Annotated in this window: 21 protein-coding genes; 12 read left to right on the plus strand and 9 right to left on the minus strand. The window is 56.6% G+C overall.

Annotation, left to right across the window (positions count from 1 at the left end):
• Window positions 1–3 precede the first annotated feature (3 nt).
• Genes FIV05_RS02615 through FIV05_RS02635 form a run of 5 tightly spaced genes read left to right on the plus strand, consistent with a single transcriptional unit; the run spans window position 4 to window position 5,506 of the window.
• Window positions 4–1,578, plus strand: coding sequence for an AMP-binding protein (locus FIV05_RS02615; RefSeq protein WP_152508571.1), 1,575 nt, complete (start codon window positions 4–6; stop codon window positions 1,576–1,578).
• Window positions 1,571–2,596: a phosphotransferase family protein gene (locus FIV05_RS02620; RefSeq protein WP_152508572.1), complete on the plus strand. Its 1,026-nt coding sequence runs from the start codon at window positions 1,571–1,573 to the stop codon at window positions 2,594–2,596. Before FIV05_RS02615 ends, FIV05_RS02620 begins: the two co-directional genes overlap by 8 nt.
• A complete protein-coding gene (locus FIV05_RS02625; protein ID WP_209009835.1) occupies window positions 2,596–3,126 on the plus strand; it encodes a TRAP transporter small permease subunit in 531 nt (176 codons plus the stop codon). Before FIV05_RS02620 ends, FIV05_RS02625 begins: the two co-directional genes overlap by 1 nt.
• Window positions 3,116–4,414 carry a TRAP transporter large permease subunit gene (locus tag FIV05_RS02630; protein WP_152508573.1) on the plus strand — a complete coding sequence of 433 codons (1,299 nt, stop codon included), beginning with the start codon at window positions 3,116–3,118 and terminating at the stop codon, window positions 4,412–4,414. Before FIV05_RS02625 ends, FIV05_RS02630 begins: the two co-directional genes overlap by 11 nt.
• Before the next feature lie 39 nt (window positions 4,415–4,453).
• A complete protein-coding gene (locus FIV05_RS02635; RefSeq protein WP_152511793.1) occupies window positions 4,454–5,506 on the plus strand; it encodes a TRAP transporter substrate-binding protein in 1,053 nt (350 codons plus the stop codon).
• Between the two features lie 180 nt (window positions 5,507–5,686).
• On the opposite strand, the gene FIV05_RS02640 is transcribed toward FIV05_RS02635, so the two are convergent.
• Window positions 5,687–6,142 (minus strand): MerR family transcriptional regulator, encoded by a 456-nt coding sequence (locus FIV05_RS02640; protein ID WP_152508574.1) that lies wholly within the window; start codon window positions 6,140–6,142, stop codon window positions 5,687–5,689.
• Window positions 6,143–6,323: 181 nt separating this feature from the next.
• On the opposite strand from FIV05_RS02640, the gene FIV05_RS02645 reads away from it, so the two are divergent.
• The 3 genes from FIV05_RS02645 to FIV05_RS02655 all read left to right on the plus strand — a co-directional run bounded on the left by FIV05_RS02645 (window position 6,324) and on the right by FIV05_RS02655 (window position 9,524).
• On the plus strand, window positions 6,324–7,562 hold the full coding sequence (locus tag FIV05_RS02645; RefSeq protein ID WP_152508575.1) for an NADH:flavin oxidoreductase/NADH oxidase family protein: 1,239 nt from the start codon (window positions 6,324–6,326) through the stop codon (window positions 7,560–7,562).
• A gap of 627 nt (window positions 7,563–8,189) precedes the next feature.
• Window positions 8,190–8,606 carry a hypothetical protein gene (locus FIV05_RS32025; protein ID WP_209009836.1) on the plus strand — a complete coding sequence of 139 codons (417 nt, stop codon included), beginning with the start codon at window positions 8,190–8,192 and terminating at the stop codon, window positions 8,604–8,606.
• Between the two features lie 81 nt (window positions 8,607–8,687).
• Entirely contained in the window at window positions 8,688–9,524 is an 837-nt protein-coding gene (locus FIV05_RS02655) for an alpha/beta hydrolase (RefSeq protein WP_152505912.1), read from the plus strand.
• A gap of 232 nt (window positions 9,525–9,756) precedes the next feature.
• Here the strand turns inward: FIV05_RS02655 and FIV05_RS02660 are convergent, their stop codons facing one another.
• A complete protein-coding gene (locus tag FIV05_RS02660) occupies window positions 9,757–10,617 on the minus strand; it encodes an alpha/beta fold hydrolase (protein ID WP_152508577.1) in 861 nt (286 codons plus the stop codon).
• 76 nt (window positions 10,618–10,693) lie between these two features.
• Between FIV05_RS02660 and FIV05_RS02665 the strand changes: the two genes are divergently transcribed.
• From FIV05_RS02665 to FIV05_RS02675, 3 genes are all read left to right on the plus strand, one after another.
• On the plus strand, window positions 10,694–11,251 hold the full coding sequence (locus tag FIV05_RS02665; protein ID WP_152508578.1) for a TetR/AcrR family transcriptional regulator: 558 nt from the start codon (window positions 10,694–10,696) through the stop codon (window positions 11,249–11,251).
• Window positions 11,252–11,426: 175 nt separating this feature from the next.
• Window positions 11,427–12,128 (plus strand): transporter substrate-binding domain-containing protein, encoded by a 702-nt coding sequence (locus FIV05_RS02670; protein WP_173013752.1) that lies wholly within the window; start codon window positions 11,427–11,429, stop codon window positions 12,126–12,128.
• Window positions 12,129–12,306: 178 nt separating this feature from the next.
• Window positions 12,307–13,212 (plus strand): GntR family transcriptional regulator, encoded by a 906-nt coding sequence (locus FIV05_RS02675; RefSeq protein ID WP_152508580.1) that lies wholly within the window; start codon window positions 12,307–12,309, stop codon window positions 13,210–13,212.
• Between the two features lie 69 nt (window positions 13,213–13,281).
• Here the strand turns inward: FIV05_RS02675 and acnA are convergent, their stop codons facing one another.
• The 5 genes from acnA to FIV05_RS02700 all read right to left on the minus strand — a co-directional run bounded on the left by acnA (window position 13,282) and on the right by FIV05_RS02700 (window position 20,170).
• Complete coding sequence (acnA, locus tag FIV05_RS02680; RefSeq protein ID WP_286202257.1) at window positions 13,282–15,921, minus strand: aconitate hydratase AcnA; 2,640 nt, start codon at window positions 15,919–15,921, stop codon at window positions 13,282–13,284.
• A gap of 1 nt (window position 15,922) precedes the next feature.
• Window positions 15,923–16,972 (minus strand): AbrB family transcriptional regulator, encoded by a 1,050-nt coding sequence (locus tag FIV05_RS02685; RefSeq protein WP_173013753.1) that lies wholly within the window; start codon window positions 16,970–16,972, stop codon window positions 15,923–15,925.
• Between the two features lie 132 nt (window positions 16,973–17,104).
• Window positions 17,105–18,661: a tripartite tricarboxylate transporter permease gene (locus FIV05_RS02690; RefSeq protein ID WP_152508582.1), complete on the minus strand. Its 1,557-nt coding sequence runs from the start codon at window positions 18,659–18,661 to the stop codon at window positions 17,105–17,107.
• Window positions 18,662–18,671: 10 nt separating this feature from the next.
• Window positions 18,672–19,103: a tripartite tricarboxylate transporter TctB family protein gene (locus tag FIV05_RS02695; RefSeq protein WP_152508583.1), complete on the minus strand. Its 432-nt coding sequence runs from the start codon at window positions 19,101–19,103 to the stop codon at window positions 18,672–18,674.
• A gap of 77 nt (window positions 19,104–19,180) precedes the next feature.
• Complete coding sequence (locus FIV05_RS02700) at window positions 19,181–20,170, minus strand: tripartite tricarboxylate transporter substrate-binding protein (protein ID WP_152508584.1); 990 nt, start codon at window positions 20,168–20,170, stop codon at window positions 19,181–19,183.
• Between the two features lie 352 nt (window positions 20,171–20,522).
• Between FIV05_RS02700 and FIV05_RS02705 the strand changes: the two genes are divergently transcribed.
• Entirely contained in the window at window positions 20,523–21,305 is a 783-nt protein-coding gene (locus FIV05_RS02705; RefSeq protein ID WP_286202258.1) for a cysteine synthase family protein, read from the plus strand.
• 1,078 nt (window positions 21,306–22,383) lie between these two features.
• On the opposite strand, the gene FIV05_RS02710 is transcribed toward FIV05_RS02705, so the two are convergent.
• Together FIV05_RS02710 and FIV05_RS02715 are read right to left on the minus strand one after the other, a co-directional pair.
• Window positions 22,384–23,268: a hypothetical protein gene (locus tag FIV05_RS02710; protein ID WP_152508585.1), complete on the minus strand. Its 885-nt coding sequence runs from the start codon at window positions 23,266–23,268 to the stop codon at window positions 22,384–22,386.
• Between the two features lie 292 nt (window positions 23,269–23,560).
• Complete coding sequence (locus tag FIV05_RS02715; protein ID WP_152508586.1) at window positions 23,561–24,697, minus strand: iron-containing alcohol dehydrogenase; 1,137 nt, start codon at window positions 24,695–24,697, stop codon at window positions 23,561–23,563.
• Window positions 24,698–24,825 lie beyond the last annotated feature (128 nt).

The raw sequence follows: 24,825 nt of genomic DNA on the forward strand, positions 1-24,825 counted from the left end.
AAAATGTTTGGCGAACCGTATCTCGCAGCTTGTTCTGCGAACTTTGTGCCGCTGACACCATTGAGTTTTTTGAGGCGAGCCCTCGAAATTCACAGCGACCAACCGGCGCTCGTCTGGAGGGACTTGCGCTGGAACTATCGAGAATTCGGAAACCTGGTGTTCCGGATGGCTTCCTGGTTGAAGAAGCAGGGTGTGCGGCCGGGTGATGTCGTCTCGATAATCTTGAACAATCGCCCCGAAATGCTGGCAGCGCACTTCGCCGTGCCGGGGATTGGCGCGGTTCTGAATACTGTCAACACCCGCCTCAACGCTGCCGAGATTTCCTACATTCTCGAACATGCGGGCAGCCGCCTCATGATCGCAGACGGGACGACTGTCGGACAGCTCTCGGACAGTTCCATACCTGTATTCCGTTTATGCGATGCCCCTGGCGACGGAACCGGGCTGGACTTCTTCTACGGTCAATTCGATGAGCAGGATACGCGGCTCGAGGTTGGCGAAGAAACAGGGCCGATTTCGCTCAACTACACTTCAGGCACGACGGGCAACCCGAAGGGTGTCGTTTATACCCATCGCGGCGCTTACCTGAATGCGCTGGGAAATGTGATAGCGGCAGGATTTACCAGCCAGACGCGGTACCTTTGGACACTTCCGATGTTCCACTGCAATGGCTGGACGCACACATGGGCCGTCACGGCTGCGGGAGGCGTACACGTTTGCCTCGACAAGGTTGACCCTCAGCTCATCGTCGACACGATCGCGCGTGAACAGGTTACCGACATGAGTTGTGCTCCGGTCGTCCTGTACATGCTGCTGGATCACATGAAAGAACCGGCTCCGCGACGCGTGAGAGTGGGAACTGGAGGTGCCGCGCCGACCCCTACCCTGCTTTCCGGATTGGAAAAACTCGGGTTTAACCTCGTTCATCTGTATGGCCTCACCGAGACATACGGTCCGGTCACGATGAACGATCCGATATTTGATCCGGATCTCGCCCTGGCCGAAAGATCCAAAATCCTGGCGCGTCAGGGTTTTCGCCACGAGACGACTGGTCAGGTCCGCGTTGTCGATGAGCTTGGCACCGACGTTCCCTGTGACGGGGTCACCATTGGCGAAGTGGCTGTGCGCGGCAACACATTGATGGCGGGATATTTCCGCGATCCGGACGCGACCGAAGCTGCTCTCAAGGACGGTTATTTCCGAACCGGTGATCTCGCGGTTGTCCATCCGGACCGCGCCCTCGAGATACAGGACCGTGCGAAGGACATCATCATTTCGGGTGGTGAGAACTTCTCCAGTCTCGAAGTCGAAACCATCCTGCACCAGCACCCGGACATCTTGATTGCCGCAGTCGTTGCCGCCCCCGATCCCAAGTGGGGTGAGACCGCATGGGCATTTGTTGAAGCAAAGAACGGACGAACGCCGGATCCCAAATCGCTCGAGGAGTTTTGCCGTTCCCGTCTCGCCGGCTTCAAGCGGCCAAGAAAGTTCGTGTTCGGGACACTGCCCAAAACGGCGACCGGGAAAATCCAGAAATTTGCCCTGCGTGACAGGGTCAAGGAGATGGCAAGTGAATAACGGCCTGAATCTGAATGCCCTCGAAGACTGGCTTGCGGAAAAAATACCGGGCGAAGGCGTTCTCCACGTCGAGCAGATTTCGGGTGGCCAGTCGAACCCGACCTACAGTCTGCAATGGGGCTCCCGAAGGCTCGTTCTGAGGATAAAACCGGCTGGACCGGTCCTTCCCGGCGCGCATGCGGTGGAACGGGAATTCCGAGTGATGAAAGCGCTCGGGAATACCGGCGTGCCGGTTCCAAATGTGCTCTGGCTCGAAGACGATCCCGGAGTCCTGGGCAGGCCTTTCTACGTCATGGACTGGGTAGACGGTCGCGTGTTTTCCGATTGCACCCTTCCGGGGGTAAGCCGCGAACATCGCCGTGAAATGTATCTCGACACCGCCAGAACCCTCGCCCGTCTTCATGCTGTCAGACCGACCGAGATCGGTCTGGAGGACTTTGGGCGGCCTGGCAACTATTTCCGCCGGCAGATATCGCGATGGTCACGACAGTATGACGAAACGACCGGCCCTCGCATTCCGGCTCTGGACAGTCTCTCAAGACTGGTCAGCGAGACCTGTCCCGAAGACGACGGACTGATTTCCATCAGTCACGGTGATTTCAGGATAGGGAACATGATGTTCCATCCGACGGAACCCAAAGTGGTCGCCATTCTCGATTGGGAACTGTCCACGCTCGGACATCCTCTTGCCGACCTCGGCTTTTGCGTCATGCCCTGGAACACCTCGCCGGACGAGTACGGCGGTATCCTTGGAACGAACTGGTCAGACATTGGTATTCCCTCCCTCGACGAGTTCGTTGCCGAGTACCAGGCAAATGCAAAATCCTCATCGCAACTCGCCCCGTTTCATATGGCATTTGCCCTCTTCCGGTTCGCGGCCATCTTCGTCGGGATCGCTGATCGGGCAAGAGCCGGCAACGCCGCCGCCGCTGAAGCCGAGCACCTCGGGCCGCTCGCGGAAAGATTTGCAGAACGGGCACTGACCATCCTCGAACACAGCAAGGAGGAGGTTCAGTGATGTTCATGAAGCTTTTTCAGTTGGTCGAAGGCCTGAACATTGCGATCGGCAAGTGCGTCAGTTTTCTGATCTGGGCGGGGATAGCGGTCCTTTGTTTCGAGGTTGTCGCGCGCTATGGCTTCGGTCAGCCGACGACCTGGGCACACGGCTACACCCAGCGCATTTTCGGCTCTTACTTCGTTCTCGTTGGCGCTTACACCCTGATCAAGCGTGAACACGTTCGGGTAGACATCCTACTGCTACCGGGCAGGGTTCGCTGGAACGCATTCCTGGATCTGATCAACTTCGCCTTCCTGCTTCTGTGGGGGGCGGTGCTCACCTACGAAGGTTGGAATTTCTTCCACGATTCCTGGACCTTCAACGAACTGGACGACAGCGTTCTGGGACACCCGATGTGGCCCCCGAAACTCGCTCTGTTCGCCGGCAGCTTCCTGATCACAGTCCAGGCCGTCATTGAGGCCGTGAAAGCAGCCCTGAGACTTATTGCTCCTCACATCGTCACGGAAAGTACCACGAACAATGTCGCCTGAACTCTTGACCCTGGGGATGTTCGGAATGGTGCTGATCGCCATTCTTAGCGGCGTCTCACTTTCCTTCGCCATGGGTGGAACCGCGGTTGTCTTCGGCTACCTGATCTATGGCTCGAACGGCATGTATTCGGTTGTTTCGGCAACCTTCGGAGGGATGTGGTCGATCCTGCTCTCTTCGATCCCACTGTTTACGTTCATCGGGGTCGCTCTGGCGAAATCCAGAATTGCCGGTGACCTCTACCACGCCTTTTATCTGTGGTCGGGACGAATGCCTGGCGGGCTGCTCCTGGGGACGTCGGGTTTTGCCGCAACACTATCGGCGATGACCGGGAGCTGCGCCGCATCGACCATCACGACCGGAATGGTCGGAATCCCCGCCATGGACAAGAGAGGATACAACCGGGAATTCGTGCTGGGCACGATTGGAGCGTCCGGAACGCTCGGTATCCTCATCCCGCCGTCGATCACACTCATTCTTATCGGGATGCAGACGGGTCAATCGATCGGCCGGCTTTTCCTGGGAGGCATGGTCTCGGGCCTGTTCCTGCTCAGCGTCTTCATAGTTTACGTCTCCATTCGAAGCTTACTTTCCCCATCTCTCGCACCGACCATCGAAACCAGGGCTCCGCTGCAAGAACGCCTGGCGTCGCTCAAGTCGGTGATCCTGCCTTTGTTCATTATCCTTGCCGTGCTTGTTTCGATTTTTGCAGGGATTGCCACGCCAACGGAAGCAGCCGCCATTGGGGCCGCGGCGGTTACGCTTGCTGTTGCCGTGCGCGGGGAGCTCACCTGGAGCTATGTCAAGGACGTCAGCTACACCACCGCCTCGGTGACCGGGATGGTCATCTGGATCGTTTTCGGAGCGTCTGCTTTCACCTCGATCTACGGTAGCGGTGGTGGCATTTCGTTCATGCAGAACATGCTCAGCTCAATGGGGACCGCGCCCTGGGTCACGATATTGCTCATGCAGGTGGTGACACTTGTTCTGGGCATGTTTCTGGATCCGGTCGGGATCATTCTTCTCGTCCTACCGATATTTTTTCCGATCGTCGTGCAACTGGGATACGACCCGATCTGGTTTTGTGTTCTTTTTCAGCTCAACCTTTGCATTGGCTATATTTCCCCACCCTTCGGTTACAACCTTTTCTACTTGAAAACGCTCAGCCCCAACACGCCAATACTAAAAATATATACCGCCGTGTTCCCCTTTCTGTTGCTGATGCTTTTCACCGGAGCAGCGTTCTTCGTGTTTCCCGAACTGATCACCAGTGTGACCGGCGCTGGCTGATCGGACGTTTCCAGCCGTGTCAAAGAGGAGGAGAATAAAATGGCAGACCATCAAGTGAATTCGACGCGTCGTGGTTTTTTGACGGCGTCCGCAGGCGCCGTCGCCGCGACGGCCCTGGCGGCCCCGCCAGCAATCGCGCAAAGCAATGTAACATGGCAAATGCAGACGCACTGGCCGACGGGAAACTGGTATTATGAGGAGGTTTTCGTCAAATTCTGCAACCGGATTACCGAGGCAACGAACGGTGAGCTGACCATCAAGCCCGTCCCGAACGATGGCCTTGTTCGTACCGGGGAAGTCCTTGATGGCGTGCGCCGCGGTTTGCTGGAAAGTGCCTTCATCTATCCGGCCTACTGGATTGGCAGGATCCCGGTCGCGGGACATCTGAACGGGTTCATCGGCACCTGGGACAAGCACGAGGAAATGGCCGCATTCATGTACGAAATGGGTGCGCTCGACATCATCCGCGAAGCTTATGCCGAGCAAGGCGTCTATCAGGCTGGACCAGTTTCCTATGCCGGATTGACCCTGTACTCCAACCGCCCCTTGAGAACGACAGCGGACTTTGCCGGATGGAAAGTCCGCTCGACCGGTCCCGCAGCTCTTGTTTTTTCCAAAATGGGAGCAACCCCGGTCTCTATTCCAGGTGCAGAACTGTACCAGGGCCTGCAAACCGGAGTTGTCGATGGAGCACATTGGGGGTCGACCTCGACCGGCTGGGGAATGAACCTCCAAGAGGTCAACAAGTACATCGTGAGACCGGACCTGCTTGGTCACCTCAATGGCGAGGTCCTCGTCAACCTCGAGCGCTGGAATTCGATCGGCGCCGATCTTCAGGCAACCTTCAACGAGATTGTCCGGGCGACGTCTGCCGATGCCAGCGCACACTTCCTTTACCGGGACATGCTGTACACCAATGAATTCATTGAGGAAATGAATGGAGAACTGTCACAGCTCGATGAAGAAGCCTTGATGAACCTGCACAAATATTCGCTTGAGGTGGTCGACGAGTATTCGGAGAAGGACCCGAAGTACTGTGGCCGCGTCGGAGAAATGCTGCACGAGTTCCAGAAACTACGCGGTATCGTTTAAAGCCCAATGCGATCAGGTCGGAAGATAGATATACATTTTCTGACCTGATCTGCTTAACTTTGAATTTTTTACGGGATTGAAACTCGGGTCCGTTCAGCTTTCCGGGCTCAGCCAGAACCAGACAAGCCTGCTTGCGGCTTCGAACCTCAATTCGGAATCGAGTTTCGTCTCAGGAAACCGCTAGCTGCCCGACTTGTTTTTCTGGTCCTTCGGTTTGTTTCTGCCGACAGGTGTTGCCGATTGTATGGAAGAAAGAACTCTTCTGGCATTCGAAGCGCAATCGATTCCTTCCGGCCGGGCTTCAATTTGCGCAATAACCTCAAGCAGTTGCGCTTTGCTTTCACTCAAATGCATTTGCAGGGTTTCGATCTCGTTGACCTTGCGATGCAGTGTTTCCAGAAGCTTGTCATGCTGCCAGTCTGCAAGATCCTGGGGTAAAAGCGCGGTCAATTCTTCCAGGCTAAAACCCGCGTTCTGAGCGGAGACAATCAGGTTAAGTACCGTGACTGCCTCCGGTGGATAGATGCGATACCCATTGGGAAGTCGTTCGACAGACTTCAGCAAGCCGACCCTCTCGTAAAACCGGATCCGCGAGGCCGCCAGGCCGGTTTTCTCTGCCAGTTCACCAATTTTCATTGTTTGTGTCTCGCTCGAACATGTGTGGCACGAGTTCCCATCCATCAAATGCCCCAGATTTCCTGTTGGGCAACCGAGTGCCTAGGGTCCTCCACTTTGAAACTTCATAGCAGCAACCCTCTTGACCTTGAACTTAACTCAAAGGTTAAGGTCACGCAAATTCAATCATTGGAAACCAAAAATGAACCTGTTTTCCCAGTTGGTGCTCCCCTCCGGAGCCGTCATACCGAACCGCATAGCCAAGGCAGCCATGGAAGAAAACATGGCGGACCAGGACCATGCCCCGTCCGAAGATCTACTTCGCCTCTACAAGACGTGGGCTGAAGGTGAAGCCGGTTTGATCATTACAGGCAACGTGATGATCGATGCACGTGCCATGACCGGACCGGGCGGGGTCGTTCTAGAAGACGATCGATATCTGTATCGGTTCGAAGCATGGTCCAAGGCAGCGCGTTCACGCGGGGCTCAGGTATGGATGCAGATCAATCATCCCGGTCGCCAGATGCCGGCGGGACTTGGTCAGGAAACACTGGCGCCTTCTGCAGTCGCGATCGACCTGGGATCTCAGTCAAAAAGATTTTCGGTTCCTCGTGAAATGACTGCTGCCGACATTGCTGATGTGGAGCAACGTTTCGTCAACGCTGCTCTGCTGGCGGAGCGAGCCGGTTTTACGGGCGTGGAAATCCATGCAGCGCACGGTTACCTGCTCAGCCAGTTCCTTTCGCCGATCACCAATCGGCGGCAAGACCACTGGGGAGGCAGTCTCGAAAACCGCTCAAGACTGCTGATCGACATTGTGCGTTCCGTGCGTGCTGTGGTCGCGCCTGAATTTGCTGTGGCCGTCAAACTCAATTCCGCCGATTTCCAGCGCGGTGGTTTCTCCCCGGCAGATGCGCAGACGGTCGTCAAAATGCTGGGCGCACTCAAAGTTGATCTGGTTGAGCTGTCAGGAGGCAGCTATGAAGCCCCGGCCATGATGGGGTCTTCCAGGGACGAACGAACGCTTGCCCGGGAAGCGTACTTCCTCGAGTTTGCAAGGGAAATCGCTACTGTTGCCCCGATGCCCCTCATGGTGACTGGAGGTATCCGCCGCCGGGAGGTTGCCGAAGAGGTGTTGAACAGCGGTGTCGATATGGTGGGCATTGCCACGGCTCTGGCCATTACACCTCAGTTGCCGCGTGACTGGCGGTTCGGAAAACCAAGCGCTCCGCGTCTGAAGCCAATCAACTGGAAAAACAAGCCTGTTGCCGCAATCGCACATATGGCTGCCGTCAAATATCAGCTATCCAGGCTTGCCAATGGGAGACCGACAGTGCCTGGGATTTCTCCGCTTTGGGCGTTGCTCGTCTCTCAGTTCGACGCAAAGCGACGTGCCCGGCAGTACCGGAACTGGATGAGGCTGCGCGCGTCGCATGCCTGACCAAGGTGAGCCCTGAACGACCCTCCAAGGCGTTCGAAAACTACGCTTGACCTTGAAGTTGGGTTTAATCTTACGCTTTCAAGCCTTGCTGCCGACCAAAAGTCAGAAAACGTGCCTGCCATGCACATATGCCAAGAAGGCCAAATTTGAATGCAATCACAGAAGTCGGAAATCGAGTTCGGCGGCCAAAAGGTCGAAGTGCCGAGGGGCGGATACTACGATCGCTTCAGAATGAACCCGGACCTAGACGAGGTCTCCAAAGATCCTGCGGCGGGAAATGTCGATTTTTTCCGCCGGTTTCCAAAACAACAGGTCCAATCAAGGGTCGGCCTCGCGTGGACGCCAAATTTCTACTATCGAAGCCAAAGTGTGCAGTTACTGCTTCTCGCGCCCGCAGACAGATTGCGAGCCTCCATACCCGAGCCAATTGAGCCGCTGAAAATTACACCCTCGTCTGGCTTGCTGGCACTCACGTTCTTCTCATACCCGGTTTGCGACAACGACCCTTACAATGAGGTTTCTGTCGCGGTCGTGATACGCCGGCCGGGTGCGAAAGGACCGCATGCACTTGAATTGTTGCAGGCAATCCGGCGCCGAAATTTTCATGCGCATGTTCTGGCGCTGCCCGTGGATACAGAGATTGCGCGTGTGCGAGGCGTCTACGGCTATCAATTGCCGAAGTGGCTTGCGAAGATTGAACTGAACATCTCTTCGAAGGTGGAAGCCCGGATTTCTGACGCCGGCGGTGATCCGGATCTCACATTGTCTTCCGCCTTGCCAAGACTGCGCAACGTGCCGTCACAATCACGCCTGGGCATGAACAACCTGATCCATCTTGTGGACGGCGAATGGCATCAGACAAGGGTACAGACCAACACGCTCTCCTTCGGCCAACGCCTCCTTCCCGGTGAGGTTCAGCTCACTCGAAAGGGGGGACCGCTCAGCCAGTTGCTTGACGGGTTGGGGGCTTCCAAAATTCTGCGTCTCGACGTCGTCAAGGACGCTCAGCTGGTTCTGCACCTGCCGACACTATTGAAGCCCTAGGGATTGGCGCTACCTTCACCGGGAGTGCTTTCAGTTCGCGGGACTTTGCAACGAAGTTCAACACCAGGAGGGAGACTGAGCATGTCGTTTGTAACCACGAAAGACGGGGTAGAAATCTTCTACAAGGATTGGGGTCCACGGGACGCACAGCCGATCCATTTCCATCATGGCTGGCCGCTAAGCGCAGACGACTGGGATAACCAGATGCTGTTCTTTCTCCAAAACGGCTATCGCGTCGTAGCTCACGACAGGCGCGGACATGGGCGCTCTTCCCAGGTCAGCGAGGGTCACGACATGGACCACTACGCCGCCGACGCATCAGCAGTGGTGGAGCATCTCGATCTCAGGAATGCCATCCATATCGGCCATTCGACGGGGGGCGGTCAGGTCGCGCGCTACGTTGCGCAACATGGGCAGCCCCAGGGCCGGGTGGCCAAGGCAGTGCTGGTCAGCGCGGTTCCGCCTCTGATGGTCAAGACATCGGATAACCCGGACGGCATACCGATCGAGGTCTTCGACGATTTCCGTTCAGCACTCGCGGCCAATCGAGCCCAATTCTTTCTCGATGTCCCCGCGGGCCCGTTCTACGGTTACAACCGTGACGGCGCCGAACCATCAGAAGGCGTCATCAAGAACTGGTGGCGGCAGGGCATGATGGGCAGCGCCAAGGCACACTACGAAGGCATCAAGGCATTTTCGGAAACCGATCAGACCGAAGATCTCAAGGCAATCACCGTCCCCACCCTGGTGATGCACGGCGATGACGATCAGGTTGTTCCCTACAAGACAGCAGCAATCATGCAGGACAAGCTTCTGCAGAACAGCACTCTGATCATCTATCCGGGCTTCTCGCACGGGATGCTCACGGTGAACGCCGATGTGGTCAACGCCGACCTTCTGAAATTCGTCCGCGGATAAGATCGATAAACTCGACTTTAGAATTCGTGAAACACGTGGCGGAGCGCTTCACAACTCCGCCACTTGTGACCTTTGCTGAGATTGGGTTTTCTATTCTTTCAGCAACTTCTTGCCGTGCGAAGGCCCACATGCACACAATTACTTTTGTCAAACAGCCATGTATGTCCGCTTTTAGGAAACAATTCGGATTAGTTGAATGGCGAATTTGGAGGCGCAATGCCTGCACGGGGAATCACTTCGGCTCCAAAATGACAGGCCAGATTGGGGCGTTACGCCTGGAAAAGACTTCGATGTGCCCGAGAGCTTTCAGCCCGTAATCCGATGCATGCAGCATTTGGAAGTCGACGCGCTCATTCGGGAACGAGTCCGCATAGCGTTTAACAGCCACAGGGGGCACGACGACGTCGTCCTTCATGGTCAGCATGCGCAGTTTTGGGCCGTCCGAGCCGAAATCCGGGTCAGGCAGGCTTGCACCGATGTCGCTTCGGAAGAAGTCCCTGCTGGTACACCATTTTCGCCACTGCCAGTAGACACCGGCCGGCAGGTCTTCACCCAGGAGCAATTGTCGTCCGGGCAGATAGCCTGCTACCGACGTCCCCAAAGGCCCGAGCAGGAACCAGAAGGCCAGAACCTTCGGCCGGTAGCTCCACGGGTGATCGGAGAAATGGCCAAAACCGGCCCCGACGGTCGTAATACGCTCCACTCTTGCGTCGTGCCGGCGAAAGGGAAACCCTAGCCCGCCGAGCGAGTGTCCGACGACCCACAAAGGACCATCCGGCGCCAGGTCCGCCAGTGTCCGCTCGGCAGCCGCCTGGTCCAGAACCGCCCAGTCGGCAAAGGTGGCCTTGCTCTGGCGCATCGGTCGAAAGGCCGACCTGCCGAAATCCCGATAATCATAGGTGAGAACGCCAAAGCCGCGTTCCGCAGCCCAGGTCGCAAAGGCACGATAGAAGTATTGCTGGACACCGGTCGCACCATGCAGGACGAGATTTGCGAGGACCGCGCCCTGAGGCCTGTAGTAGCTTCCTTGAAGTTCCGCTCCTTCTGCCGAGATCGCAACATTCTGTACTCGCGGGTTCCGCTCTTGCAGCATACCGACACCCCTTCTAGACCGACTGGTCTAGTACATCATCTGGACCGATCGGTCTAGACGGTGTAGTGAAGTTCGTATGTCTCCTATCTCGACGCGTGACCATCTGATCCGCACCGCCGCCACCCTCTTTCGACAAAAAGGCTATAGCGGCGTTGGACTTGCCGAAATCCTTGCCGTCGCTGGTCTGCCGAAAGGGTCGCTCTACCACCATTTCCCGGGCGGCAAACGCGAACTGGCTGAGGCCGCGACACTCTGGGTCGGCAAGATGATTGAGAAAATGGTGGACCGGGCCTTCGAGGACGCCACCGACTTTCAGGAAGGAGCCATCAGGACATGCCAATCCGTCGAGCGATTGACAGTGCAAGAAGATCAGGTTCTGGCATGTCCGGTCATGAGCATGCTGCAGGCGGTGTCGCAGGAGCCCGAGCTTCGCGACGTTGCCCGGACCGTTCTGGCTGACTGGAAATCCTGTCTTGCGGGTCATGCGGCCCGACTTGGAATGGATGATCCCGATCTGGAAGCCGAGCAGTTGCTCGTCCTGATACAAGGCACCTGGATCCTTGCGCTTGCTGAGCAAAGCGGTGCTCCATTCGAGCGTCTCGCCGTACGCTTGGCGCACCACAGGCAGGCTTGATATTTCTCCTCAGAACTACGCGTCGAAGGCGAAAATTGCCTCAATATTATTTGCTTTTTAATATTTAAAAGTGCAAAAATTGACGCCTAAATCAGACCCCTTTTGCACGTATGATCGCAACAGAGTAACCCGCAACATGTCCGTACCTGACCAAGTCCTTCGAGAATACGCTCCGATGGGCGAACTCCGAGTAGCCCTTAACCACGGAAACCGAATTCTGGTTGGACGAGATCCTTCCGGAGCGGCGACCGGGATCAGCGTGGATCTGGCGCGCACTCTCGCTGACCGTCTGAACCTGCCTCTGCGATTTGTCGAATACGAAAGAGCCGTCGACGTGTCGTCTTCGTCGCAGGAGGACGTCTGGGATGTCTGCTTCCTTGCCGTCGATCCTAAGCGCGCGGAAACAATCGATTTCACGGAACCTTATATCCGGATTGAAGGAAATTACCTGGCTGCACCAACCTGCCCCGCGAAAGCCTCGCAGGAGCTTGTTGATAGCGGACTGAAGGTTGGATCGATCGTCGGCACGGCCTACAGCTTGACACTGGAACGCCTCCCAGGCTCGGAAAACATTGTGTATTACCACGATATCTTTGCGCTTCTGGAGGCGCTGGATGCCGGCGAGGTCACGGCGATTGCCGGGATAGGAGCTGTCATGGCCCGGGAAGCGGAAAAACGACCCGGGAGCCATGTGTTGACACCACCCTTCATGGAGATACGGCAGGCCATGGCAGTTCCGAGGGGGCGCCCTGGTGCTGCGGCTCATCTCCGTAACTTTCTCGGTGAGGCAGCACGAAGTGGGCTGGTCGGCGACATCCTTGAACGGCACGGCGTCGCACGAGACTGCGCTCTTCTGCCTGACCAGGCGCTGAGATGATGCAAGCTGGGGAGCCCAGGTTGAAATCAGTGCGCCGAGAGGCTGAAAAACGAACTCTCCAATCGAAACGGTGGTGACTGCCAAACGAGAATGTTAAATCCAAGGCTGCCAATAGTTTGCATTTATTGGCCCCTTAGGGCAAAAAAATGCACAAAATCCAATTCAAAGGGCGATCAGTGTGAAGACCAGCAACCTTGCGGAGCAGATTGCACAGAAAATCTCGCAGCAGATCGCATCCGGCCAGTTGGCAGTCGGCGATCCCCTGCGAGCCCAGACGCTGGCGGACAGGTTCAACGTGTCCCGATCGCCGATACGCGAGGCCCTCAAGATACTGACAGACGCAGGCGTCGTCGAACAGAAGACCAACCGGGGTTTCTATGTAACCGGGAGCAAGAACGGCGGTGGCGACACTGTGCCGCTCGCCCTCACAATCGAGCGTGAGAGCCCCTACCAGCGCGTCGCGGACGACTGGCGCAACAATGTGCTGCCTGAAGAAGTGACCGAACAATTTCTTCGCGATCGATACAAGCTCACAAAAGCGCAAGTTCAGGATATCCTTGTACGTGCTGCCCGAGAAGGCTGGGCGGAACGCAAGCCGGGCTACGGCTGGAGCTTTCTGAACGTTGCGAAGTCGACGGAGTCCTTCCAGCAGATCTATCAGTTCCGAATGGTGATCGAGCCGGCAGCGATGCTGTCGCCGGACTATGAAGTCGTTCCGGAAAAGCTGGAGGTACTGAGGGCGGCCCAGCAGCGGATGCTCGACCACGACATCCAGCGCCTGCCTGTGGAACAGCTGCTGGCCACAGGGGCGGCCTTTCACGAAGAGCTTATCAAATTCGCGAACAACCCTTACTTCCACATGGCACTTGTGCGCGTAAACCAGATGCGGCGTCTGCTGGAATATAGGGCTGCTTATAAGCCGGACCGGTTCATCGAACAGTCCAGGCAACATCTCATCATCCTGGACCTTCTCTCCCGGGGAGAGGTCCTGGAAGCCTCGTTCGCAATGAAGAAGCACTTGAGCGGTGCTCTGACGAGCAAGGCAGAGCTGATACGCGCCCTGGAACCAGCATCAGCGGGTTGAAAGTATCGGCTGCTCCTCATTGCAAAACGGGAGCAGCCGATTTTTCCCGGCAACGAACAAGCCAGCAAGTCAGCTCGACCAGGCCCGCTTCGTTTCGGTGTTTGCCGCGATCCTGTTCGCCAGTGACCTTTTGATGATTGAAGGCAGCACGCCACCTGCGCGCAGAAGTTCGATCTCCTGCCTTGTATCGACAGCTGCGCGCGCTGCCACGTCGCAGACAGTGCCGTCAGAACGTTTCCACTTCATCGTCATTTCCTGCCTCGGCAGGATGTGCTCAGGTGAAGCCTCCAGCTGAAAGCGATCATCGGGCAGGATCCCTGCTTCGGCGGGAACGAAACTGTCGGCAATTTCAATCGGAAGGATCCCCATGCCGATCAGATTGCTACGATGGATCCTCTCAAAACTGCGCGCAACAATTGCCCGGACGCCGAGCAGCGCAGCACCTTTCGCAGCCCAGTCCCTGCTCGACCCCATACCGTACCGATGACCTGCCAGGAGTATTGCGGAAACGCCTTCCTTCTGCAGCTTTTCGGCGGCCTCGAAAACCGGCAACCGCGAACCATCTGCCAGTTCAGTTGTCGCGGGTGCGAGGTCTGGCGCGAGATGGTTTTTGGCCGAACGGTTGGTGAAAAGGCCGCGCAGCATCACTTCCCAATTGCCACGGTAGGAAGCATAGACATTCAGATCCGACGGGTCGCCACCACGTTCGACCAGCCACTTGCCGGCAGTGCTATCCGGAGCAATCCAGCCGGCTGGCGAAATATGGTCCGTGGTCATGTCGTCGCCGAGAACCATGAGAGGTGCTGCCTCGTAATTTCCAAGGCGTGTTTCAACTTCCCTCGAAACAAAGGCCGGGCGACGCAGGTTTCGTGAACCGGCGTCCCACGGAAAGCAGGGTCCAACAGGTGCCTCCAGACGTGCCCATTCTGCATTTCCCCGAGCCTTCTCAAAGGCTGCAGGCACGTTTTCAGGCTCAATTCCTCGCGAGAGCGCGGAAGCAATCTCCGCAGCGGATGGCCAGATTTCGGAGAGGTAGACTGGCTTGCCGTCGATATCGGTCGAGATGGGATCTGCGAGAATATCGCCCTTTACACTGCCCTTGAGAGCAAAGGCAATCACCAGTGGCGGCGACGCCAGATAGCCCAGATCCAGCTTCGGATGAACCCTGCCAGGGAAGTTGCGATTTCCGGAAAGCACCGCCACGACTGCTTTGTTCTCGTGCAGCGCATGCTCGATCCGGGCAGGAAGCGGACCCGAGTTTCCAATGCAGGTGGTGCAACCAAAACCGACGATACCGAACCCGATTGCTTCCAAATCGCCGAGCAACCCTGTCCGCCGCAACAAATCCTGTGCAGATGGCGAACCGGGCGCCAGCGAGGTTTTCACCCATTCCGGAGGGCGGAGGCCACGGGCATGTGCTTTTTGAGCCAGGATTCCGGCTGCCAACAGCAATTCCGGCGAAGTGGTATTCGTACAGCTGGTGATGGCCGCGATGCCAACAGCCCCATCAGGAACGCCCACAGGCCCGGATGACAGAGGTGGGGGGGACAGGTCTCGTCCCAGGCATTGTACAACTGCGCTTTCGGCTTCAGAGGCAGAGATCCGATCCTGGGGGCGGCGAGGCCCGGCAATGAGTGGTTTTATGGCCGACAGGTCTATCTCGATCATTCGGCTGAACTTCGGTTCCGCCGCCGGATCGAACCATAGTCCCTGTGCTTCCAGCATGGGACGAATGGTATCGAGCAGATCCTCTTGCCGGCCAGTTCGCCTGAGATAGGCAATGCTTTCTTGATCAGGTGGGAAGAACCCGGTCGATGCGCCGTATTCAGGTGCCATGTTGGAGACGACGGCCCTGTCGTCCGCGCTCAGCGTTGCTATTCCGGGTCCGAAGAACTCCACGAAACTACCGGTGACACCGATTTCCCGCAGCTGATGTGTGACCTCGAGAGCCAGATCCGTCGCCAGAACGCCGGGCTGAAGTTGTCCTTTCAATCGAATGCCGACGATCTCGGGAAATGCCAGAGACAGGGCCTGCCCGAACATGGCGGTTTCCGCCTCCAACCCGCCGACACCCCATGCCAGGATACCGATGCCATTCACCATTGGCGTATGACTGTCGGTTCCGATCATCATGTCGGGGTGCGAAAGCCCGTCGGTTCGCCTGACAATCAGTGTCGCCAACTGCTCCAGGTTGATGGTGTGCATGATCCCAGTGCCCGGCGGATTGACATTCAGTGTCGCCATGTTCCGGGCCGCCCACTTCATGAAAGTGTAGCGTTCCGTATTACGCTCGATTTCGTTGAAGGTGTTCTTTTGCAGCGCGGTTGCCGAGCCGTAGACGTCAACGGCAACCGAGTGGTCGACCGACACCTCTACCGGCAGGTCGGGCGTGAGCATTGCCGGATCCACGCCTTCCTCTGCGAGGACATCCCGCATGGCCGCTATGTCCGCAAGAGCCGGAGTACATGTCGTGTCATGCATCAGGATGCGGTTGGGGCGGAAACTGAACTCGAAATCCGGTTTCTGTCCTTGCAGGAAGGTTTCAAGTGCCGCGACAAGGGCCTCTGTCTCGCCTGTCTCACGCAGATGGTTCTCCGCGAGGAGACGCAGCACATGCGGCAGGCGTTCCATTCTTTCGCCAACCACACCCTTGAGATCAATACATTCAACAGGTCCGGAAGAAGTCGGTACCTTGATGTGTTTTGGCACGTCAGTTCTCCTTGATAGACTTAAGACGCCTCAACAGCATCGGACCGAGAGCCAATGCCAGGAGGACGCGAAACAGGTGGTGAAAGCCGACAAAGGCGACCTCGCGCCCCATTGCCACGGCAATGAGCGACATTTCGGCAAGGCCGCCCGGCGCGTAAGCAAGCATGAGCGCAAGCGGGTCCCAATCGGTCAGAGCCGCAGCAACGTTGGCCATGAGAAAGGCAATGGAGATCTGCGTCACCACAACGACGACGGCAGCACCGACGACACCTGCGAGCTGAAAGAAGGTCGTGCCGAGAAACCGGGCGCCGACATTGATGCCGATGAAGACCTGCACAATGGTCATGACCCAGGGTGGGACTGTGAAGTCGGTGACGCCGGACACATGCAATGCTGCACTCAACAGGAGTGGAACAAGCATCGATGGCACGGGAAAACGCCGCAATCGTGTAGCCAGAACACCGACGCTGATGCACACGACAAACCAGATCCATCCGGAGGCCGGCATCGCGGCCATGGCGGCCGGTGCGGTGCGCTGGATGTCGATATGGGCAAACCAGGCAATCAGAAACGGAAGGATGAGGATCGAAAGCGCGATGCGCAGGGCGTGAATGATCGCCACTCGAGCCTGATCGGCGCCTGCCTGTTCGCTCAGGAGGATCATCTCGGTGATGCCGCCAGGCACAGAGCATAACGCCGCTGTCTGTGGATCCAGGGAAAACAGGCGCCGAAGTATTATGAAACACACGGTGCACATCACCAGAAGAGCAGCGCAAAGAAAAACCAGCGAGAAGGCCCATTCCGGCAAGGACTGAATCAGGTCGGACGAGACCCGGGCACCCAGCATGGTTCCCACGGCAGCCTTCACAGGTGGCATCAGTGGCGCTGGCTGCTCCAAAGGCAGTTTGGACAAGGAGGCCACCGCGACCACAACCATTGCCCCGACAAGCCACCCGAGCGGGATCCCGGTGCGTGACACCAGCCATCCACCCAACGCCGCGAGTGCCGCAGTGCCGACAACCCGCAGCCAATAGACCAAATCTACGTTCAAGGTTTTCGTCCAGCAGCGACGGCGAAGGGCAAGGTCTCGCCCCGGCGATATCGCCAGTTGCTTTCAATGCCGACGGCGTCTGACACAAGGGCGGCGTCGAAACTCTTGAAGCACCGAAGGCAAGCGCAGAAATCAGTCGCCAACACTGATCTCCTCGATCTCTTCTTCCTTTCGCTGCGCCTCCATGCGCTGGCGGACACGACGGCCCATGAAGATCGGCAGGATGAAGCCTACGATCGCGATGATCCAGAGGATGATCGCCAAAGGCGACCCAACGAGGATCGTCCAATCGCCATCCGAAATGGTCATGGCCCGGCGCAGATTCACTTCCATCTCGTTGCCGAGCAGGATGCCGAGGATGATCGGCACCAGCGGAACGTCGAGCTTGCGAAGCGCCCAGCCGACCAGACCGAAGCCGACCATCATCGTAAGGTCAAAGGTCGAGCCAGAAATGCCGTAAATACCGACAAAGGAGATCATGGCGACGACCGGCATGAGGATCCGGGTGGGCACCATCAGGACCCGTGCGAAAAGACCGACCATGGGGATGTTAAGCAGGAGCAACATCATGTTGCCGATGAAGAGCGCTGCAATAAGCCCCCAGACGACGTCGGGGTTCTTCTGAAACAGAAGCGGCCCCGGAGTGATGTTGAGAGACAAAAGGACGGCGAGCAGCACGGCGGTTGTGCCCGAGCCAGGAACCCCCAGTGCCAGCATGGGAACAAGTGCCCCACCCGCTGCTGCGTTGTTGCCGGCTTCGGGAGCCGCAACGCCTCGCGGGTCCCCCTTTCCGAAGGCCTTGCCCTTGCCGTCGACGATCTGCTTTTCGACCGAATAGGACAAGAAAGACCCCAGGGAAGCACCAGCCCCAGGCAAGACACCAGCGAGAAAGCCGATAATGGTGCTGCGGATCATGGTCGGCGTGCAGTGCTTCAGCACAGCAATCGACGGCACGAGGCGTCCGATCGACAGTTTCGAGGACTTGTCGGCAATCGCGGACCCACGATGATGTTCAAGGAAGATGAACACCTCGGACAAGGCAAAGAGGCCGACGATGGCGACCAGAAAGTCGATGCCGTCATAAAGATGCACTTCACCGAAAGTGAACCGCGGCACGCCTGTCTGCGTGTCGACACCGATCATCGCAATTCCAAGGCCCAACATGGCTGCAAAGGCCGACTTTGCCTGGTTCATTGCCGAAATTCCGCCAAGCGTTGCGAATGCCAGCGTAAACAGCACGAAATACTCGGCGGGCCCGAACAGCAATGCGATCTTCACAAGCTGCGGCGCAAGCAGCACCAGCCCCCAGGTCGCAAAAAAGGCTCCCACGAAGCTTGCAATTCCGGAAAGCGTAAGCGCTTCGCCTGCCCTGCCCTGCTGCGCCATCGGATAGCCATCCAGGCAGGTCATCATTGCCGGCTCGTCGCCGGGAATATTCAGCAGAATGGACGAGATCCGTCCCCCGTACATCGCCCCATAGTAGACGCTGGTCAGGAGGATCAGCGACGCAGTCGGCCCGAGACCCAGAGTGAATGCGATCGGGATCAGGATCGCCACGCCATTGGCCGGGCCGAGTCCCGGAAGCGCTCCCATCAACGTCCCGAGAAAGCATCCGACCAACGCCAGAAGCAAGTTCTGGAATGTGAGTGCAACCGCAAATCCGTCAGCGAGGTTGGCAAGCGTTTCCATGGGCGTTTCCTCAGAAGCCAAGCGGGCCCTTGGCCAGGGAAAGGCCAAGGATCAGACGAAAGACGACATAAATTCCGATTGAGGTCGCAACACCGATCACGACCGAATTGAGCGGTTTCGAACCAAGACGCCATGTCAGGTAAGTGGTCGCAATAGCCGTTGATATGACAAAGCCAAGTTCAGGCAGGAGATGGGCATAGGCCAACATGACGGCGACAGCGAAAGCGATCTCCAGGAGAGGCCCGGCAGAGGGCCAATCAGGTGCAGGATCTGGTTTCAGAATGAAGACCGTCGAGCACACTGCGAGTATGACGCCGATAATTATGGGAAAGGTACTGGGCCCGATGACGTCAGCCATAAAGCTCTTCGGGATGATCGTCGCCGCCCAGATGTAGAAGGCTGCCAGGCATACACCGACACCGCCGAGAATTCGGTCGCTCATGGTCCGCTCCGGGATAAATGGATTTGAAAAGGTCGCCCCGACCGTCAAAGACGTCGGGGCGTTAAACCGGTACCGGGTTACTGGATGATCCCGATTTCCCGCGAAATCGTTTCGATTTCCGAGATATTCTGCGTCACGAAAGCATCCGCATCAGCGCCAAAGTTATTGAATGGCTCAATTGCAGCTGCCTTCAGTTGATCCTGAAAAGCCTCGCTGGCAACGAGCTTCTGGATCGCTTCGTCCCAGAATTTCTTGGAGGCTTCGGAGCTACCTTTCGGAACGTAGAGACCACGCCAGTTCGCCCCCAGGACGTCATAACCTTGCTCGCGTGCCGTCGGGATATCCGGGAAGCCGCTCAATCGTTCGGGTGCAAGCACCGCAACGACACGAATGTCGCCAGATTCAAGAAAGCCGCGCACTTCGGAGAAGTCGCCTGAGAAAACCTGGACGGAGTCCGAAAGCAAAGCGGTCATCGCTTCTCCGCCACCTGCAAAAGCGACGTATTTCATCTGACGCACATCATCGAGGCCTGCCGACTTTCCGAGCAGCAAGGGCTTGATGTGGTCGTAGCCGCCAACCGCCGAGCCACCGGAGAAGGCGACCGAACGGGGATCTTCGACGACAGCGTCCATCAGCTCCTTGAGTGTCTGATACTTGGAATCCTTTGCAACAGCGATCGCACCGTATTCCGCACCGAACGTCGCCAGCCAGTCCACGTCGTCAGCCGTATTGCCCGGAAATGCACCCTGAGCCAGACGCGAAGTGGTTCCGTTCGACGCTGCAATGATCAGGTTGTCGTCGGTGTTGCGTTCGTTGACGACATGAGCATAGGCAACGCCACCGCCGCCACCCGACATGTTAGTGACCTGCATTGCGCCATCGATGATGCCTTCATCAAAGAGCAGCTTGGCGGTGGTGCGGCAGATAAAATCCCAGCCGCCACCGGGATTGGCCGGTGCGATGCATTCCGGATTTTCAGGTTTGAAGTCCTGCGCCTGCGCTCCAGACACAGATGCGAGGGAAGCAAGTGCAACAAACGCACCTGCACGAATGGTGTGACCGAACATGTATCCTCCCAAATTGACAAGCGACCGACGTCCAACATGCAGTCGCCAGAGCTATATTGCATATTTAGATCATAAAATGCAATATTAGCGTTGAAAATACACCTCGGCATTCAACTTCCTGAAATTTATAATTATTTCTATTTTATAGGTTTTCACGCCATTTTCAGAATCAGATAAATGCACTTTTGAATCTAAAAAAATTTTGAGGATGTTGATTTCAGACATTTCTTGGCAAAGATAGCCGCACAGTCTCTGTCGCACGCACGCATACGAAAACGGACCGCATCTCCAAAGAAGCAGGTCCGCTCAAAATCAGCGGTTCTCAAAACCAACAAAGGAAGAGGCCAATTGAATGACCACCCCGCCCTGTGCCACGAATTCCATGCTCGATACCATTGGAAACACACCCGTGGTGCAACTCAGCAAAGTCGTTCCGGAGCGAGCGGGGAAAGTTTTCGTCAAGCTGGAGTATTTCAACCCAACCGGATCTTACAAAGACCGGATGGCTAGAACCATGATCGCCGAGGCGGAACGCCGTGGCAGCCTGGAGCCGGGAATGACAGTGGTTGAAGCCAGTGGTGGCAGTACAGGCTCATCGCTGGCATTTGTATGCGCCGTGCGGGGACACAGGTTTCACGTCGTTTCGTCCAATGCCTTCGCGCAGGAAAAGTTGCGAACCATTGCAGCCTTTGGCGCAATCGTTGAACTCATTGAGAGCCCCACGGGCAAAATCACCGCCGACCTGATACCGAGCATGATCGCCCGTGCCCGCGAGTTGGGCGAAATGGACGGATACCTCTATTCGGATCAGTTCAACAATCCCGACTCGCTCGCGGGTTACAGAACCATCGGGGAGGAACTGATCGAGCAGTTCCCTGAGGGCATCACCGCCTTTTGCGGTGCAGTCGGCATCGGCGGGATGCTGATAGGTACTGCCCAGGCTCTCAAGGCAGTCAATCCGGAAACGCGTGTCGTACTGCTTGAGCCGGCATCGTCGCCGACAATCACCGAAGGCAGGCCCGGAACACATCATGTCGAGGGGATTGGCATCGGCTTCATACCGCCGCTTCTTCTGAAATACCCTGTATACGATGAAGCGCGAAGCGTGCCGGAGACCGAGGCCCGCATTATGTGACAGCGCCTGGCGAGCGAAGAAGGCATCTTCGCCGGAACATCGACTGGAATAAACGTGCTGGCAGCAATCGAACTCGCCAAAGAACTCGGACCGACCGCCACCGTCGTTACAGTCGCTTGTGACAGCGGCCTCAAATACACGAACGGAGTGTTGTTCAACAGTTCGCGGTCAATCACTTCCTAAGTGGCTTACCTCTTAAAAGACATCGAATGTTAGCTGCTGGAATTCAAATCAATTCCCGACAGGAGTTGCGCTGCCTATGTCTGCTTCCGGGAAACTTGCATACGGAACTAAACGACCTATGTGGGGCCGCGAAGCTGCCATTGAACCAATCGAAGGTGAATGTCCGGAATCGGCCGTTTGTGTCGACCAGCACCACGAGGTAGGGATAGGCGCGTCACGACGGCGAAAGGCTGCTTGGAGCCCAAACCTACCGGTCTTTCGGCCAATTATGGTGCATGTAAGCTGCTAGTTCTTCCTTTTCCGAATACACTTCGAAACGGTGTCTAATACCCGAGTTCGCAAGTGTCCTCGACACACGGTGAGAGAAGGCCACAAGTTCTTCGGTCGACCTGTGATCGGCGCTTACAGAACCAAGACTCAGATCGCCACCTAATTCTCTGAAAACAAAGTGATTGAAGTCCGCCAACCTTAACGAGAACTTTCCTTCAATGACGGTGTAGCCATCAGACCTAAAAATGCTCGCCAGTTCATTCATTGAAGGCCATCTGGATATCTCAGCGGCAAGTAGCGCGTATCCATTGCTCATGCATTCGAACCCTTGCTGAAAAACGTCCAGCAAGAGTATCTGGGCGGATTTCAAATGTCAGCTAAGTCCCCTAAGCGGGCCTTGGCTGTGAGGTAGACAACGCAGAAGTGGATGGGTGGTATGGCGGGCCGGCGCGCAGCATGCAGTTCCACCGATGAACGGCAGCGGACCGTCGGATAATGGCCGCAGCGATCAACAATGCGGACATTGGTGCGCCACGCAGCCAAGGTCCGGATCGTGTCAGAGAGTAGGTTGTCGGGAATTGCGCGCCTTCTCACTGCAACTGAGATGACCCCAGCCAACGGAACGTCAATTCAATCCGTTCAAATAGCCTGACGCAGAACCGCTTCCGGACATGGAGAAAAAGACGCCGTTATCACGCTCAGCGCTGTTTGGCTTCTGCCGAACCCTGTTCCTCAGGGCTTCCGCTGTAATGGATACCCCAACCTCAAGATTTGAATGGTGTTCACCAAGGCTCGGATCAATGAGGCCGTGCTGGTACCGGTCGACAAGCGCTTCAGGGAGATCAACCAGCCAGAAGTTTTCGTCAGAATGGAAGGACAGAAAGATCGTATAAGGGGCAATCCCATGTTCTTTGATCATCGCCTCAATCAGAAGCATGCCGCCATCAAGCGATAGGCCCACCTCCTCGCGAATGGCCTGGGGTGCTTCTGTGTATCTGTAGGCGGGCGGCGCCCTGCGCGGCATTCGAAAAAACAATGGTGGCTTTTCAAGCAGGCTGGGGCAGAAAGTGCCAATTTTTTCAATGAAGACCTTTCCTATGCCGAACTCATCGCCATGAAAGGCAATCATGTGTTCAACCGACTTGTAGGCAATGTGTTCGTGCCCAACGAATTCGGCTGAATTCGCATCACCAACCAAAACGTCGTTCTGGTAATCGACATCCAAAAGTGTGAATTCACATCCGGTGATCCCAATACTGAAATTCCATTGGTGCTCAAAAAGACGATTTACGTCTCCGGGATTGCGCACCAGGATCTTGATCCCAATGACACCAAATGGCGCTTCGCGTGAGATCATCTTTTGAACGGCACCGTCTTGAATATCAAAGACTGTGGACGTGTTCCACAAGTCGATGAGATGAGACTGAAATTCAGCGCCTATCCTGTCAATCAGTCTTTCAACGCGGCCCTTACTTGGTGACACATCAGTCTCCGGTCTCTTTTTGGTCACTCATGCTTCAGACCAATATATGTGATCCGCGCATTGTCGGTAACTCCCTGCCTTTGAAAATAGCGCACCTGGTAAGGTTTAGAAGGTCCTTCCCATAGCACCTTCACCCGACGCGAAATGAACGGTCAATCCGTATGCGATGAATGATGGCTTTTGGGAGCAAACGGAAAGCCGACGAACGACCGAAATGGGGACGCATTCCGGACCACCAGCTTCCGAAAATACCGACACCGCGGTTCTGGGTGGTGCTGTGGTCCGGAGAGCGCTCAAGGGAGTTTCAGAGACGGTCCCGTCAATAAGAAGCTTGCAGCATCCTGAGATAGTCGTCGGCGGTTGCGTCAATGGGGTTGGTCTTGTGGCTGTGGTCGGCCAAGGCACCCTGAATGATGCGGTCGAAGAGATCTTCCGAAACACCCAGCTCCGACAGGCTGACGGGCAAACCGATGGCCGCCGTCATCTCCTTGATGGCCGCTCCGATATCCGTTCCGGTAGCCAGACCCATGGCATCGGCCATCCCGGCATATTTGTTCTCGCTGACTGATGTCGGGGCCGCCTTGTTGAATTCCAGAACCGCAGGCATGAACACCGCGTTCAAGGTGCCGTGGTGCAGCTTCGGATTGAGCCCGCCGAGCGCATGACTGAGGCTGTGCACACAGCCCAGCCCTTTTTGGAAGGCCATCGCGCCCATGGTTGCGGCGATTGCCATGTTGGCGCGGGCGTCCTTGTCATCCGGTGTTTCTGTCGCCTTGCGGATATTCGCCCAGGCGCGGCGCAGTCCTTCAAGTGCGATGCCGTCTGCCGGCGGATTGAAGGAAGGGGCAAGATAGGTCTCGATGCAGTGCGAGATAGCGTCCATTCCGGTGGCTGCAGTCAAAACGGGCGGCAGCGTCATGGTCAATTCCGGATCGACAATCGCGGCTTTCGGGACAAGGAATGGAGACAACAAACCGACTTTCCGGCCATCATCCAGTATCACAATCGCCCCGCGTCCGACTTCGCTACCGGTGCCTGACGTTGTCGGAATAGCGATGGTCGGCCAGGTCTTTGCCGTGATTTTTTGCAGGCCACCCTCGATGACCGCATAGGTCTTCAGGGCGCCGCCATGTGCGGCGAGGATGGCAACCGCCTTTGCGAGATCGATCGCCGATCCGCCACCTATGGCGATAATTCCGTCGGCTTCAACCTCTTTGAACAAGTCCGTCGCGACACGGACGGCCGCCTCATTCGGGTTGCCGGGGGTTTCGTCGTAAACGCCTGCCAGCTCCTTGCCGAGGACGGCTTCAATCTTGTCGAGAAATCCGAGCCCGCGCACGCCCTTGTCCGTCACTACGAGCGGGCGCGAAATTCCGGCGAGCGCCAGTTCCTCCTTCAACGTGGCAAGCTCGCCAAAACCGAACTGGACCCGGGTTACGTAATTGATCAGAGGCATGCCGCTCCCTTTACTGATATGCCCAATGGAAACTGATCCGGATTGAAGGCTAGCCATTTGGGCGAATATTTTTGGTTCGCCGCAAGATAAACTCTAAATGTGACCTGTAAATCCACTCTCTTTCAATT

This window comes from Labrenzia sp. THAF191a, assembly GCF_009363335.1.
Taxonomy (GTDB): Bacteria; Pseudomonadota; Alphaproteobacteria; order Rhizobiales; family Stappiaceae; genus Roseibium; species Roseibium algicola.